This is a genomic window from Variovorax sp. F042, from assembly GCF_057814215.1.
In genome coordinates, this window is record NZ_JBVASX010000001.1 from 174,122 (window position 1) to 188,409 (window position 14,288).

General features: G+C 65.9%; 15 protein-coding genes. 11 read left to right on the forward strand and 4 right to left on the reverse strand.

Annotated elements, in window-relative coordinates; genetic code table 11:
* Positions 1-2 precede the first annotated feature (2 nt).
* Positions 3-935 carry a 2-dehydropantoate 2-reductase gene (gene panE, locus ACZYSP_RS00855; RefSeq protein ID WP_093074689.1) on the reverse strand — a complete coding sequence of 311 codons (933 nt, stop codon included), beginning with the start codon at positions 933-935 and terminating at the stop codon, positions 3-5.
* Between the two features lie 71 nt (positions 936-1,006).
* Positions 1,007-2,245 (reverse strand): N-methyl-L-tryptophan oxidase, encoded by a 1,239-nt coding sequence (solA, locus tag ACZYSP_RS00860; RefSeq protein ID WP_093074686.1) that lies wholly within the window; start codon positions 2,243-2,245, stop codon positions 1,007-1,009.
* Positions 2,246-2,396: 151 nt separating this feature from the next.
* On the opposite strand from solA, the gene ACZYSP_RS00865 reads away from it, so the two are divergent.
* The gene (locus ACZYSP_RS00865; RefSeq protein WP_093054619.1) at positions 2,397-2,951 is read left to right on the forward strand and encodes an NADPH-dependent FMN reductase; all 555 of its coding nucleotides are present in this window, start codon (positions 2,397-2,399) and stop codon (positions 2,949-2,951) included.
* Positions 2,952-3,023: 72 nt separating this feature from the next.
* Here the strand turns inward: ACZYSP_RS00865 and ACZYSP_RS00870 are convergent, their stop codons facing one another.
* Complete coding sequence (locus tag ACZYSP_RS00870; RefSeq protein WP_093054621.1) at positions 3,024-3,671, reverse strand: FMN-dependent NADH-azoreductase; 648 nt, start codon at positions 3,669-3,671, stop codon at positions 3,024-3,026.
* Positions 3,672-3,807: 136 nt separating this feature from the next.
* On the opposite strand from ACZYSP_RS00870, the gene ACZYSP_RS00875 reads away from it, so the two are divergent.
* The 8 genes from ACZYSP_RS00875 to ACZYSP_RS00910 all read left to right on the forward strand — a co-directional run bounded on the left by ACZYSP_RS00875 (position 3,808) and on the right by ACZYSP_RS00910 (position 10,484).
* Positions 3,808-4,722, forward strand: coding sequence for a LysR family transcriptional regulator (locus tag ACZYSP_RS00875; RefSeq protein WP_093074682.1), 915 nt, complete (start codon positions 3,808-3,810; stop codon positions 4,720-4,722).
* A 102-nt stretch (positions 4,723-4,824) separates the two neighbouring features.
* Positions 4,825-5,466, forward strand: coding sequence for a peroxiredoxin (locus ACZYSP_RS00880; RefSeq protein WP_093054625.1), 642 nt, complete (start codon positions 4,825-4,827; stop codon positions 5,464-5,466).
* A gap of 21 nt (positions 5,467-5,487) precedes the next feature.
* Positions 5,488-6,063: an RBBP9/YdeN family alpha/beta hydrolase gene (locus tag ACZYSP_RS00885; RefSeq protein ID WP_093074679.1), complete on the forward strand. Its 576-nt coding sequence runs from the start codon at positions 5,488-5,490 to the stop codon at positions 6,061-6,063.
* Entirely contained in the window at positions 6,060-7,076 is a 1,017-nt protein-coding gene (locus tag ACZYSP_RS00890) for a sulfate ABC transporter substrate-binding protein (protein WP_093054629.1), read from the forward strand. Before ACZYSP_RS00885 ends, ACZYSP_RS00890 begins: the two co-directional genes overlap by 4 nt.
* A complete protein-coding gene (gene cysT, locus ACZYSP_RS00895; protein WP_093054631.1) occupies positions 7,077-7,964 on the forward strand; it encodes a sulfate ABC transporter permease subunit CysT in 888 nt (295 codons plus the stop codon).
* Between the two features lies 1 nt (position 7,965).
* Positions 7,966-8,868 (forward strand): sulfate ABC transporter permease subunit CysW, encoded by a 903-nt coding sequence (gene cysW / locus ACZYSP_RS00900; protein WP_093054633.1) that lies wholly within the window; start codon positions 7,966-7,968, stop codon positions 8,866-8,868.
* Positions 8,869-8,886: 18 nt separating this feature from the next.
* Positions 8,887-9,984 (forward strand): sulfate/molybdate ABC transporter ATP-binding protein, encoded by a 1,098-nt coding sequence (locus tag ACZYSP_RS00905; RefSeq protein WP_093054635.1) that lies wholly within the window; start codon positions 8,887-8,889, stop codon positions 9,982-9,984.
* A complete protein-coding gene (locus tag ACZYSP_RS00910) occupies positions 9,981-10,484 on the forward strand; it encodes a disulfide bond formation protein B (RefSeq protein WP_093054637.1) in 504 nt (167 codons plus the stop codon). The genes ACZYSP_RS00905 and ACZYSP_RS00910 overlap by 4 nt, the downstream gene beginning before the upstream one ends.
* A gap of 60 nt (positions 10,485-10,544) precedes the next feature.
* On the opposite strand, the gene ACZYSP_RS00915 is transcribed toward ACZYSP_RS00910, so the two are convergent.
* Positions 10,545-10,871: a hypothetical protein gene (locus ACZYSP_RS00915; protein ID WP_093074676.1), complete on the reverse strand. Its 327-nt coding sequence runs from the start codon at positions 10,869-10,871 to the stop codon at positions 10,545-10,547.
* 255 nt (positions 10,872-11,126) lie between these two features.
* On the opposite strand from ACZYSP_RS00915, the gene macA reads away from it, so the two are divergent.
* Both macA and macB read left to right on the forward strand, forming a co-directional pair.
* Positions 11,127-12,293 carry a macrolide transporter subunit MacA gene (macA, locus tag ACZYSP_RS00920; protein ID WP_093054641.1) on the forward strand — a complete coding sequence of 389 codons (1,167 nt, stop codon included), beginning with the start codon at positions 11,127-11,129 and terminating at the stop codon, positions 12,291-12,293.
* Complete coding sequence (gene macB / locus ACZYSP_RS00925; RefSeq protein ID WP_093074673.1) at positions 12,290-14,281, forward strand: macrolide ABC transporter ATP-binding protein/permease MacB; 1,992 nt, start codon at positions 12,290-12,292, stop codon at positions 14,279-14,281. The genes macA and macB overlap by 4 nt, the downstream gene beginning before the upstream one ends.
* Positions 14,282-14,288: the final 7 nt, after the last annotated feature.

The following is a 14,288-nucleotide window of genomic DNA, read 5'->3' on the forward strand; positions in this document are numbered from 1 at the left end:
GCTCAGGTTGCCGTACGGGCGCGCTGCGCTTCGTAGGCTTTCAGGTGAACGTAGGCCGTGCGCAGCACCGACGGCACTGGCAGGTTGCTCGGCGCCGCGCGGCCCAGCAGATCGCCGACGATGTGGTCGGCCTCGACCGCCGCGCCGCGTACCATGTCCTTGTACATCGACGCGGTCATTGGCGAGCCGGCAGTCGTCATGATGGCGCGACCGCGCTGCACGGCTGCGGCCCGCGGCGCGAAGCCGTTGTGCGTGGCGATGGCGCAGCATTCGTCGAAGATCGACAGCGCCACGTCCTGTCCGCCAGCGGCCACGATGTCGCCGATGGACGCACGCATCAGGCTCGTTAGGCCCGCCGCCGAGGCGATGAAGACCCACTTTTCCCACATGTCCTGCATGATGTTTTCGCTGGCCGTGGCGTCGAACTTCGCGCCCGCGAACTGCGCTGCGATGGCATCGACGCGCGCCGAGCGGCCGCCCGAGCGTTCGCCATAGCTCAGGCCGTGCATGTCGTTCAGATGCAGCACGCGGCCCTCGTCGTCGAGCGTGGCGGAGATCATGCAAAGGCCACCCAGCACGCGCTCGCTGCCGAAGCGTTCAGCCAGCCGGTCGATGTGCTTCATGCCGTTGAGCAGCGGGAGGATCACGGTGTCGGGGCCGACTGCCGGCGCGAACGAGTCCATCGTCGAGTCGAGGTCGTAGGCCTTGCTGCCGACCACGACCACGTCATACGGGCCATCGATGCCGTCGGCCAGCACGTGCTTCGGGGCTGGCAGTTGCAGGTTGCCGAAGGGGCTCTGCACCACCAGCCCGGTCTTCGCGAGTTGCGCCGCGCGGCGCGGGCGCAGCAGGAAGGTGACGTCGCGTCCCGCCTCCAGCAGACGGCCGCCAAAGTAACCACCGAGTGCGCCGGCACCCACCACCAGAAATCTCATCGCGCTTCGCTCCTGAGTCAGACAGACAAAAAAGATCGAAGGCATGATGCCCGGGATCGCCCGGGCCTGCTTCAGGCTGGCGCTTTCTCCAGCAGGCGTTGGCGGGCAAAGGGCCGCAGGTCGAGCTCGCTCGGGCGGTCCAGCACGTGGTCGGCGATGGCTTCGCCAAGCCCGGCCGAGTGCTTGAAGCCGTGGCCCGAGCAGGCCGAGGCGATGAGCACGCGGGGCAGGCCGTCGAGCGCATCGATCACGAAGCGGCGGTCGGGCGTCACGGTGTACATGCAGGCGCGCGCCTTGAGGGCACGGCCGCCGATCTGCAGAAAGCGGCCGGCCACGCGGTCGCGGTACATGGCGGCGGTTTCTTCCGCGCTCACGGTGCGGTCGATGGTGTCCGGCGTGGTGGCGGCCACGTATTGCTCGGTCGCCACCTTGAGCGCGGGCTGCGACGGGTCGGAAGACGGAAAGCCGTACATGTAGTCTTCCGGCCCGTCGCCGAACATCCAGATGAAGATGGGGAAGCGGCCGGGTGCGAAGTCGGCTGTGGCGCTGCCGGTGTCGAACCAGTGCATCACCTGCCGGTGCACGGAGAAGTCGGCTTGCCAGTCGGCTCGCGCCTGCGCGCCAAGGAAGGCGGGGAGCCACGCGCCGGCCGCGACGACCACGCGGTCGGCCGTGAAGCTTGCGGAGCCTGTGCGCACGCGCACCGTGTCGCCGTTGCCGATGGGCTCGACGGCTTGCACGCGCTCGCCGGTGAGTGTTTGAGCGCCCGAGGCGCGGGCCACGGCCAGCTGGGCGCCGATGGCGTCTTCGGGGCGGACGAAGCCGGCGTCGTGCTCGTAATAGCCGATTTCGTCGCCCTGCAGGTGGAACTGCGGAAAGCGAGCGCGGATGCCGGCTGCGTCGAGCACTTCGTGCGCGATGCCGAAGCGCTCGGCGCAGGCGATGGTGCGGCGCACGAAATCGGATTTACCGTGGTGCTCCGCCACGCGGTCGCGCGGCGCGAGGATCAGGCCGCCTGTGGTGGTCATCAGCGGCTTGCCGGTGCGGGCCTCGAGTTCGCGCCAGATGGCATGCGAGCGCTGCACGAAGGGCACGTACTCGTCGCCTTCGCCGATGGCCAGCCGTGTGATGCGCGAATCGCCGTGCGAGGAGCCCTGGTCGTGCGGCGGCGCGAACTGGTCGATGCCCAGCACGCGCACGCTGCGCTGCGAGAGTTGGTAGAGCGTCGCGGCGCCGAGGGCGCCAAGGCCGACGACGATGACGTCGTAATGGGAGGAAGGGGATGAAGAGGAAGACTGAGACTGGGTCACGGGAGCGTCCTGCGCTTCGATGGGGTTGGGGGATGCGGTTTATCTTGCCGCCGTTCGTCCGGCTCTGCATGAACTTTTCCCGAAAAGGTCTTGGGCGCTTCGCATAATCGCGTTCGTCATTCCGACCCCTCTCACTCAAGGAGTTTCACCCATGGCCCAGACCCGGATCGCTGTCATTGTCGGCAGCCTGCGCAAGGATTCGTTCAACCACAAGCTGGCCCTCGCGCTGGCGCATCTCGCGCCCTCGGACTTCACCTTCGAAACCCTGCGCATCGACGACCTGCCGCTGTACAACCAGGACGACGACGGCAATCAGTCCGCGCCGGTGAAGCGCCTGAAGACCGAGATCGCGGCGGCCGACGGCCTGCTGTTCGTTACGCCCGAATACAACCGCTCGATTCCCGGCGTGCTGAAGAACGCCATCGACCAGGCCTCGCGCCCCTATGGCCAGAGCGCCTGGGCGGGCAAGCCGGCCGGCGTGGTCGGCATCTCGGTGGGGGCCATCGGCACCGCGCTGGCGCAGCAGCACCTGCGCAACATCCTGGCCTATCTTGACGTGCCCACGATGGGCGCGCCCGAAGTGTTCCTGCAGGCCAAGGATGACCTGTTCGACGACAAGGGCCACGTCGGCAACGAAGGCTCGAAGAAGTTCTTGCAGGGCTGGATGGACAAGTACGTGGCCTGGGTGAAGAGCCACTCGGCCTGATCGATCCGCTGCGTCTCCGGACGAAAAAAAGCCGCCCGATGGGCGGCTTTTTTACTGGTGCCAGAGCGGAACTCAGGCAGCGATAGCAGCGTCGCGCTGGTTCGCGGCTTCCGCCGTCGCCACCAGGATGTCGGCGCGGGCCGTTGCCAGGGCATTGTTCCGGGCTTCGTCGCCCATCGCCACACCTTCAGCGCGCACGACGCGCACGTCGGTGATGCCGAAGAAGCCGAAGACTGCCTTGAGGTAGCTTTCCTGGTGCTCCATGGCCTGGCCACCTTCGCTGGTCGAATAGATGCCGCCGCGGGACAAGGCCACGATGACGGTCTTGCCGCCGGCCAGGCCCACGGGGCCCTTCTCGGTGTATTTGAAGGTGCGGCCGACTTGTCCCAGGCGGTCGATCCAGGCCTTGAGTTGCGTCGGGATCGAGAAGTTGTAGAAAGGCGTGCCGATGACGACCACGTCCGAGGCCAGGAACTGGCTCACGAGCTTTTCGGACACGGCGTTTTCACGCTGCTGGGCTTCGGTCGGCTGTTCTTGCAAGCCGGTCTTGATGCCCAGCGCGTCGGCGCTGAAGTGCGAGGGGGTGTCGACGGCCAGATCGAGGTATTCGACGGTGGTGTCGGGGTGGGCGGCGCGCCATGCGGTCACGACTTCGGCCGAGAGCAGGCGCGAGGTCGAGTGGGCGCCGAGGATGCTGGAGTCAATGTGGAGCAGCTTCATTTCAATCAATCACTTTCTGTGTTGGCTGTCGGCGCTCAAAGTGGCCGGCGGATGGAAGAATTCTATTTTTGGATCTAGTGATCGATAAGTACCCAAAAATTGCCTAGATCGTTCTACCTGCGGGACAATCACCACCATGCAGGACCTCAACGACATGGTTTTCTTCGCCGAAGTGGCCGAACGCGGCGGCTTCGCAGCCGCCAGCCGGGCGCTAGGCATCCCCAAGTCGCGCCTCTCGCGCCGCGTCGCCGACCTGGAAGAGCGTCTCGGCGTGCAGCTGATGCAGCGCAGCACCCGGCGCCTGTCGCTCACGCCGGCGGGCGAGATCTACCTGCGGCATTCGTCCGCCATGCGCGACGCGGCGCAGGCGGCAGCCGAGGCGGTGGCGCAGGTGCAGAACGAGCCCAGCGGGCTGGTGCGGCTGAGCTGCCCCGTCACCATCGCGCACAGCGGCCTGGCGCAGCTGATGCCGGTGTTCATGGCGCGCTATCCGGCGGTACGCATCGACATGCGGGTGATCAACCGGCCGGTCGACCTGATCGAGGAGGGCATCGACATCGCGCTGCGCGTGCGGCTCGTCATCGAGGACAGCACTGTGCTGGTGGCAAAGACCTTCGGCCACAGCCGCGGCGTGCTGGTGGCGAGCCCGGCGCTGCTGGCGCGCTACGGGCCGGTGGAAACGCTGGCCGACCTCGGCAAGCTGCCGACGGCGGCCATGTCGGTCAACGGGGAAGGGCGCAGCGACTGGCGCCTGGAGGGCCCCAAGGGAGAGAGCTACGTGCACTCCCACACCCCGCATTACGTGGCGGACGACCTCGCGACGCTGCAGTTCGGCACGCTGGGCGGCATAGGCGCGACCATGCTGCCTGACTACATGTGTCGCGCCGACATCGATGCCGGCCGATTGGTGCGGTTGCTACCCGGTTGGGGGCCGCCACCGGTGATTGCGCACATGGTGTTTCCGGCACGGCGGGCGCTGGTGCCGGCTGTGCGAAAGCTCATCGACTTCCTGATGGAGCATCTCCAGAGCGAAGATATGCGGATGTTCTAGGCTCGTTATGCGAAAAACGTCATATCCAAACAAGCAGATATTCGTTTGGCATTGAAGCAAGGGTTCGCACAATCCGAGGCTCCCATCCATCCAGGAGCGTCCATGGCTACTCTGCGACTCGGCGACACAGCCCCCAATTTCACCCAGGATTCCAGCGAAGGCACCATCGACTTCCATCAGTGGGCCGGCGATTCGTGGGTCGTGTTCTTCTCGCATCCCGCCGATTTCACGCCCGTGTGCACCACCGAACTGGGCAAGACCGCGGCACTGTCGGGCGAATTCGCCAAGCGCGGCGTGAAGCCCATCGCGTTGAGCGTCGATCCGGCCACCAAGCACAAGGAATGGATCAGCGACATCAACGACACGCAGAACACCACGGTCAACTTCCCCATCATTGCGGATGCCGACCGCAAGGTGGCCGACCTGTACGACCTGATCCACCCGAACGCCTCGGCCACGGCCACCGTTCGCAGCGTGTTCATCATCGACCCGAAGAAGGTCATCCGCACCACCATCACCTACCCGGCGTCCACCGGCCGCAACTTCGACGAGATCCTGCGCGTGATCGACTCGCTGCAGCTCACCGACAGCCACAAGGTGGCCACGCCCGTGAACTGGAAGGACGGTGACGACGTGGTCATCATCCCGGCCATCCAGGACCCGGCCGAACTGGCGGAGCGTTTCCCCAAGGGCTTCAAGGCCGTGCGCCCCTACCTGCGCATCACGCCGCAGCCCAACAAGTAAGCGGGCAGGGCAAGCGTCGTCATGCAGACCCGAGTGATCATCGTGCCGGGGTGGCGCGACTCCGGGCCCGGCCACTGGCAAAGCCTGTGGGAAGAGCGCATTCCGGGTGCGGCGCGGGTGGTGCAGGACGACTGGGCCTCGCCCAAGCGCGAGGCGTGGGTGTCCACGCTGGCGAAGCTGGTGCTGGAGAGCGACGGGCCGGTGGTGATCGCAGCGCACAGCCTGGGCTGCATCGCCACGGCGCACCTGCCGCCCGATGCCGCGGCCCGCATCCAGGGCGCGCTGCTGGTGGCGCCTGCGGACCCCGAGCGCCGCGCCGTGCTCTCCGACTTCGCGCCTGTGCCCTACGCTGCGCTGCCGTACCGCAGCATCGTGGTGGCCAGCAGCAACGACCCCTTTTGCCCGATCCGCCTGGCTGGTGCATATTCGCGCGCCTGGGGCAGCGAGTTCGTGCGCATGCAGAATGCGGGCCACATCAACGTCGACTCGGGGCACGGGGATTGGCCGCTGGGCCTTGCCCTGCTCCAGTCCTTGACCGACGAGCCCGCCGCCTGGCCGGCGGGCCGTGAATTTTCAGAAACCTTGGCAACCACATGACTTCCAGAATAAAGACCTTCGTCGCCGTGCTCGCGCTGGCGTCCTCCGCACTCGCCGGCAGCAGCGCCTTCGCCCAGGGTACGGGGCTGCTGAACGCCTCGTACGACGTGGCCCGCGAGTTCTACAAGGACTACAACGCGGCCTTCGTGGCGCACTACAAGAAGGCCACAGGCAAGGACGTCAAGATCGACCAGTCGCACGGCGGCTCCAGCGCGCAGGCCCGCGCGGTGGCCGACGGCCTCGATGCCGACGTGGTGACCATGAACACCTCCACCGACATCGACTTCCTCGCCAATGCCGGCGTGGTTGCCAAAGACTGGAACAAGAAATTCCCCGAGAACGCATCGCCGACCACGTCAACCATGCTGTTCCTCGTTCGCAACGGCAACCCCAAGGGCATCAAGGACTGGGACGACCTGGTCAAACCGGGCGTGCAGGTCGTGATCGTCAACCCCAAGACCGGCGGCAACGGGCGCTATGCGTACCTGGCCGCATGGGGCTACATCAAGAAGAAGGGCGGCACCGACGCCCAGGCTGCCGAGTTCGTCGGCAAGCTGTTCAAGAACGTGCCTGTTCTGGCGCGCGGCGGCCGCGACGCGACCACCGCCTTCCTGCAACGCAACATCGGCGATGCGCTGATCACCTTCGAATCGGAAGTGGTGTCGATCGACCGCGAATTCGGCACCGGCAAGGTCGACTCGGTGTACCCCTCGATCAGCATCGTGGCCGAGAACCCGGTGGCCGTGGTCGAGCGCACCGTCGCCAAGAAGGGCACGGGCGAGCTCGCCAAGGCGTATCTCGACTGGCTGTACTCCGAAGAAGCACAGGAAATCGCGGCCAAGCACGCGCTGCGTCCACGTTCGCCGGCCGTGCTCAAGAAGTACGCCTCGACCTTCAAGCCGCTGCAGCTCTTCACAGTGCAAGAACTGTTCGGCAGCCTCGGCGAAGCGCAGAAGGTGCACTTCAACGACGGCGGCCAGTTCGACAAGCTCTACACGCCCGGCGGCAAGTAAATGAGCGGCGCTGTTTCTTCGGCGCTCCCGTCCGCGGGAGCGCCTTTTTCGCGTGCCAACCGGGCAGGGGGCGCCAAGCGCGTGCTGCCGGGTTTCCACATCACGCTCGGCTTCTCGATTCTCTACCTCAGCCTGATCGTGCTGATCCCGCTGTCGGCGCTGGTCTTCAGGACCTTCACGCTGACCTGGGACCAGTTCTGGGTGGCCGTGACTGCCCCGCGCGTGATGGCTTCGTATCGGCTGACCTTCGGCGCCTCGCTGATCGCGGCCGTGGTGAATGCGGTGTTCGGCCTGCTGGTGGCCTGGGTGCTGGTGCGCTACAAGTTTCCGGGCAAGCGCATCGTCGATGCGCTGGTCGACCTGCCGTTTGCGCTGCCGACGGCGGTGGCGGGCATTTCGCTGACCGCGCTGCTCGCGGGCAACGGCTGGGTCGGACAACTGCTCGAACCGCACGGCATCAAGCTGGCGTTCACGCCGGCGGGCATCGTGATTGCGCTGATCTTCATCGGGTTGCCCTTCGTGGTGCGTACGGTGCAGCCAGTGCTCGAAGACGCCGAGAAAGAGCTGGAAGAAGCAGCCACCTCGCTCGGCGCGACGCGGCTTCAGACCTTCACCAAGGTGATCTTTCCGTCGATTGCGCCTGCGCTGCTCACCGGCTTTGCCATGGCCTTCGCACGCGCCATCGGCGAGTACGGCTCGGTGATCTTCATCGCTGGCAACATGCCGATGATCTCGGAGATCACGCCGCTCATCATCATCGGCAAGCTGGAGCAGTACGACTACGCGGGCGCCACGGCGGTCGCGCTGGTGATGCTCGTCATTTCCTTCGTCCTGCTGCTGGTCATCAACGGCCTGCAAGCCTGGCAGCGTCGCCGCGCAGGAGCCTGACATGAGCGCACCTTCCAAAGTCATCCGCCGCGCGCAAGCCGGCACTACTGAATCCGCCTGGGTGCGCTGGACGCTGATCGGCATTGCGCTCGCGTTCATGTTCCTGTTCCTCGTATTGCCGCTGGCCGCTGTTGCGACCGAGGCGCTACGCAAGGGCGTGGGCGCGTATCTCGACGCGCTGAAGGAGCCCGACGCCTGGAGCGCGATTCGCCTCACGCTCATCACCGCCGCCATCGCGGTGCCGATGAACCTCGTGTTCGGCGTGGCGGCGGCCTGGGCCATTGCCAAGTTCGAGTTTCGAGGCAAGGCATTTCTCACCACGCTGGTCGACCTGCCGTTCGCGGTGTCGCCGGTGGTGGCGGGCCTGATCTACGTGCTGGTGTTCGGCGCGCAGGGCTGGCTCGGTCCGTGGCTGGCTGAGCACGACATCAAGATCATCTTTGCCGTACCCGGCATCGTGCTGGCGACCGTGTTCGTGACCTTCCCGTTCATCGCGCGCGAACTTGTGCCGCTGATGCAGGCGCAGGGCACCGACGAGGAGCAGGCCGCCATCGTGCTCGGCGCGACCGGCTGGCAGACCTTCTGGCGCGTGACGCTGCCCAACATCAAGTGGGGCCTGCTGTACGGCGTGATCCTGTGCAACGCGCGCGCCATGGGCGAATTCGGCGCGGTGTCGGTGGTGTCGGGCCACATCCGGGGCCAGACCAACACCATGCCGCTGCACGTGGAAGTGCTCTACAACGAATACCAGTCGGTGGCCGCGTTTGCCGTGGCTTCGCTGCTGGCCATCCTGGCGCTGGTCACGCTGGTGATCAAGTCGGTGATCGAATGGCGCCACGAGCGCGAGATGAAGGCCATTGCCGAACTGCCCCCCGAGCGTCCCCCCGAAGCCGCGGCGGCCTGAGAGAGAAAGAACAAGATCATGAGCATCGAAATCCGCAACATCAGCAAGCAGTTCGGCGACTTCCGCGCGCTGCGCGACGTGAACCTCGACGTGGAGTCGGGCGAACTGGTCGCGCTGCTCGGCCCCTCGGGCTGCGGCAAGACCACGCTGCTGCGCATCATCGCGGGGCTGGAAACGGCCGACGCCGGCAGCATTTTGTTCTCGGGCGAGGACACCACCGACGTGCACGTGCGCGAGCGGCAGGTGGGCTTCGTGTTCCAGCACTACGCACTGTTCCGCCACATGACCGTGTTCGAGAACGTGGCCTTCGGCCTGCGCGTGAAGCCGCGCAAGGAGCGCCCGAGCGACGCGCATATCAGGCAGAAGGTGACCGACCTGCTCAAGCTGGTGCAGCTCGACTGGCTGGCCGACCGCTATCCTTCGCAGCTTTCCGGCGGCCAGCGGCAGCGCATTGCGCTGGCCCGCGCACTGGCGGTGGAACCCAAGGTGCTGCTGCTCGACGAGCCCTTCGGCGCGCTCGACGCCAAGGTGCGCAAGGAACTGCGCCGCTGGCTGCGCCGGCTGCACGACGAACTGCACGTGACCTCGATCTTCGTCACGCACGACCAGGAAGAAGCGCTCGAAGTGGCCGACCGCGTGGTGGTCATCAACAAGGGGCAGATCGAGCAGGTCGGCTCGCCGCAGGAGGTGTGGGACCAGCCGGCCAGCCCGTTCGTCTACGGCTTCCTGGGCGACGTGAACCTGTTCCATGGCCGGGCCGACAACGGCGCGGTGCAGCTCGACGGCATGCGCCTCGATTCACCCGAGCACAGCGGCGCGCGCGACGCCAAGGCACGCGCTTATGTGCGCCCGCATGACATCGATGTGACACGCTATGTGGCCGGCGCTTCGGGCATCGTTGCCACGCTGTCGCGGGCAATCGTCGTCGGACCCATCGCGCGGCTGGAACTTGAGCCCACCGAATCGAATCCAGATAATCCGGGCTCCGGAACCATCATCGAGGCGCAACTCCCTGCGCAACAGTTCCGTGACCTGGGCTTGAAGGAAGGCGACACCGTCGTTGCCAACCCGCGCAAGGCCAGGGTGTTCGTAGAAGAAGATTGGGTATCTCCTTGATCGATTGGTACTTCGGCGCGCCGCGCCGCGCGTTCGGGCTGATCTGCTTGGCCTGTGTTCTCATGCTGGCCTTCGGGCTCTACCTGCAGCACGTGGTCGGGCTCGAACCCTGTCCCATGTGCATCGTGCAGCGGTATGCGCTGGTGCTGGTGGCACTCTTCACCGGCCTGGCCGGCGTGTTCCGCAACGTGGGCCTTCGGGTCGTGGGTGGATTGCTGGCGCTGGTGGCTGCGGTGGGCGGCGCCTACACGGCGGCCTCGCAGAGCTGGCTGCAGTGGTATCCGCCCGAAGTCGTTTCCTGCGGGCGCGACCTCTACGGGATGATCGAAACCTTTCCGCTGAAGCGTGCGCTGCCGATGATCTTTCGCGGCGGCGGCGACTGCTCGAAGATCGACTGGTCGCTGTTCGGCCTGACGCTGGCGAACTGGTCGTTTATCGCGTTCGTGGTTCTCTCGCTGCTGCTCATCACGCTGCTCGTGCGCTCGCGTCGGGCACGCTGAGAGGCGAAAGAGGCGACGCCGCCCCACGGCGGGCGGCGTGCCGAAGAGGGCGGGGCTGCGTCAGTTGAACCAGCCTTGGCCCGAAAAGCCGCATCCCATTTCTTCGAGCAGGCTGCGCCAGTACCAGCGTTCGGCGCAGCTGCTGACCATCGCCATGTTCACCGGCTGAGCCGCCGTCGGCTTGACGTCGCTGCTGATGCTTGCAAGGCCCAGCGGGGCGCTGGCTTCGGGGCTGCGCACCGGCGTGGTGAACGTCAGTGGCGACTGCGCCTCGGGTGTGTCTGCCTTCGTGTTGGCGGCACTGGCCGCGCAGCTGAAGGCCATCGCGGCGGTGATCGCACCGGCCAGTGCCACGTGGCGCAGAGTGTTCGACTGTTGGAATTTCATGGTCGTTTTCCCTTCCTAGAACTATCGGTTTATGCGTGGCAACGCGCCACGCATCCGAAAAAATGTAGGACGCCCAAAGCTGTCGTGCCAGTGCCGAAAGTCACGCGCTCGTAACGCTGCGAATCGGTTTGTCGATCGCCCGTGGGCCTTTAAAGAATCTTCAGTAAACGCGGCTAGGATGACACCGGACCTCGTGGTTCCGTGCCCCTTCCGCGCAGTCGACTCGCCGCGCAGCGTCTTCCTGATTTCCCCCGCATGCCCACTACACAACCCAGGCGATCACGCAAACTAGTCATCGGCATTGCCGTTCTCGTCGTGCTGGCGGTCGTCGCCTCTTTCTGGCTCAGCCCGGGCAAGAAGGCCGAATACCTCACCGCCGCGGTGCAACGCACCGACCTCGAAAACGCGGTACTCGCCACCGGCGTGCTGCAGGCGCTCAAGCAGGTCGAGGTGGGCGCACAGGTCAGCGGCCAGCTCAAGTCGCTGAAGGTGGTGCTGGGGCAGACCGTGAAGAAGGGCGACTGGCTCGCCGAGATCGACCCCGTCATCTCGCAGAACACCTTCGCGCAGGAGCAGGCCAAGCTCGACAACCTGCAGGCGCAGAAGCTCGCGAAGGAAGTGCGCATCAGGCAGGCCCAGCTCACCTGGACGCGGCAGCAGGAAATGCTCGCGCAGGACGCCGCCGCCAAGCAGGACATGGAAAGCGCCGACGCCGAGCTGCGCGCGCTGCGTGCCGACCTGGTGTCGCTCGAAGCGCAGATCCGCCAGCAGAAGCTGGCCGTGGCCTCGGCGCAGACGAATCTCTCGTACACGCGAATCATCGCGCCCATCGACGGCGACGTGGTTTCCATCAGCACGCTCGAAGGCCAGACCGTGGTCGCCGCCTTCCAGGTGCCCACGCTGATGAAACTGGCCGACCTGTCGACCATGACCGTGAAGGCGCAGGTGTCCGAAGCCGACGTGGTGCGCGTGAAGCCGGGGCAGCCGGTGTACTTCACCATCCTCGGCGACCCCGACAAGCGCTACCACGGCACGCTGCGCGCGGTGCAGCCTTCGCCCGAGAAGATCAACAACGCCGTGTTCTTCAACGCGCTGTTCGACGTGCCCAACCCCGATCGCACGCTGCGCGTGGACATGACGGCGCAGGTCGCCATCCTGCTGGGCGAGGCAAAGCAGGCGCTGACCGTGCCGCTGACCGCGCTGGGTCCGCGCGACAAGGATGGCCGCCAGGAAGTGCGCGTGCTCAAGGCCGACCAGACCGTGGAAAAACGGCAGGTGCGCGTGGGCATCTCCAACAACTTCCAGGCCCAGGTGCTCGAAGGTTTGAAAGAGGGCGACAACGTCATCACGGGCGATGCCTCGGCTGTTCTGGAGCGGGGCGAAAGCGGAGACGGCGGCGGCGGGCGGGGCAAGCGCCCATGACGCAGGAAAAGCAGCCGCTGCTGACCCTGCGCGGCATCGGCCGCAGCTTTCCTTCGGGCGAGCAGGAAGTGCAGGTACTGAAAGACGTCAACCTCGACATCGGCAACGGCGAAATGCTGGCCATCGTCGGCGCCTCGGGCTCGGGCAAGTCGACGCTGATGAACATCCTCGGTTGCCTCGACCGGCCGAGCACCGGTACCTACATCGTCTCGGGCCAGGACGTGGGCACGCTCGACAGCGATGCGCTGGCCCAACTGCGGCGCGAGCATTTCGGCTTCATCTTCCAGCGCTACCACCTGATGCCACACCTGACGGCGACCGGCAACGTCGAAGTGCCCGCCGTGTATGCCGGCACCGACGGCGAGGCGCGCGACACGCGTGCGCGCCAGTTGCTGGTGCGCCTGGGTCTTGGCGACCGCACCGAGCACCGGCCAAGCCAGCTTTCCGGCGGCCAGCAGCAGCGGGTGAGCATTGCGCGCGCGTTGATGAACGGCGGGCAGGTGATCCTGGCCGACGAGCCGACCGGCGCGCTCGACAGCAGGAGCGGCCAGGAGGTGATCGGCATCCTGCGCGAGTTGCATGTGCAAGGGCACACCATCATCATCGTGACGCACGACATGCAGGTGGCGAGCTGCACCGAACGCATCATCGAGATTGCCGATGGCGTGATCGTGGGTGACCGGCCCAACGTGCCCACTGTGGTGGCGTCGGTACAGGCCGTGCAGCCCGACGCACCAATTCCCGAGGCGATGACGAAGCCCAAGCTGGGCATTGCGCGCTTCAGCACCAGCTGGGCCCGCTTTGCAGAAGCCTTCCGCATGGCCTGGCGTTCGATGATGGCGCACCGCATGCGCACCGCGCTCACCATGCTGGGCATCGTCATCGGCATTACCTCGGTGGTGTCGATCGTGGCCATCGGGGAGGGTGCCAAGCGCTTCGTGCTGTCGGATATCCGTGCCATCGGCACCAACACGCTCGACGTGTACCCGGGCCGCGACTTCGGCGACGACAAGGCCTCGAGCATCCGCACGCTGATACCGTCCGACCTCGACGCACTCGCCGCGCAGCCCTATGTGCACAGCGTGACGCCCTCGACCTCGCGCAGCCTGCGGCTGCGCTACCGCAGCGTCGACATCAACGGCACGGTGAACGGTGTGAGCGACAGTTTCTTTCGTGTGCGCGACATCCAGATGGCCAGTGGCGCAGCCTTTACGGCGAGCGACGTGCGCCACCAGTCGCAGGTGGTGGTGATCGACCAGAACACGCGGCGCAAGCTGTTCCCTGACGGCGCCGAGGCGGTGGGCAAGATCATCCTGGTGGGCAACCTGCCGTGCACGGTGATCGGCGTATCGCAGGAAAAGAAGAGCATGTTCGGCGAGAACAAGTCGCTCAACATCTGGCTGCCCTACAGCACGGGCGCGAGCCGGCTCTTCGGGCAGCAGCACTTCGACAACATCACGGTGCGCATCCGCGACGACCAGCCGACCAAGGCCGCTGAAGACAGCGTGGTCAAGCTGCTCACGCTGCGCCACGGCAGCAAGGATTTCTTCACCTTCAACATGGACAGCATCGTGAAGACGGCCGAGCGCACCAGCCAGTCGCTCACGCTGCTGCTGTCGCTCATTGCGGTGATCTCGCTGGTGGTGGGCGGCATCGGTGTGATGAACATCATGCTGGTGTCCGTGACCGAGCGCACCCGCGAGATCGGTATTCGCATGGCGGTGGGCGCGCGCCAGAGCGACGTGCTGCAGCAGTTCCTGACCGAGGCGGTGCTGGTGTGCCTGGTGGGCGGGTTGATCGGCGTGACGCTGTCGTATGGCATCAGCTTTCTGTTTTCGCTTTTCGTCAAGCAATGGCAAATGATCTTTTCGATGGGCGCCGTGGTGTCGGCGTTCTTGTGCGCGTCGCTGATCGGCGTGCTGTTCGGCTATCTGCCGGCGCGCAACGCGGCGCGGCTGGACCCGATCGAGGCGCTGGCTCGTGAGTAGGGCACGC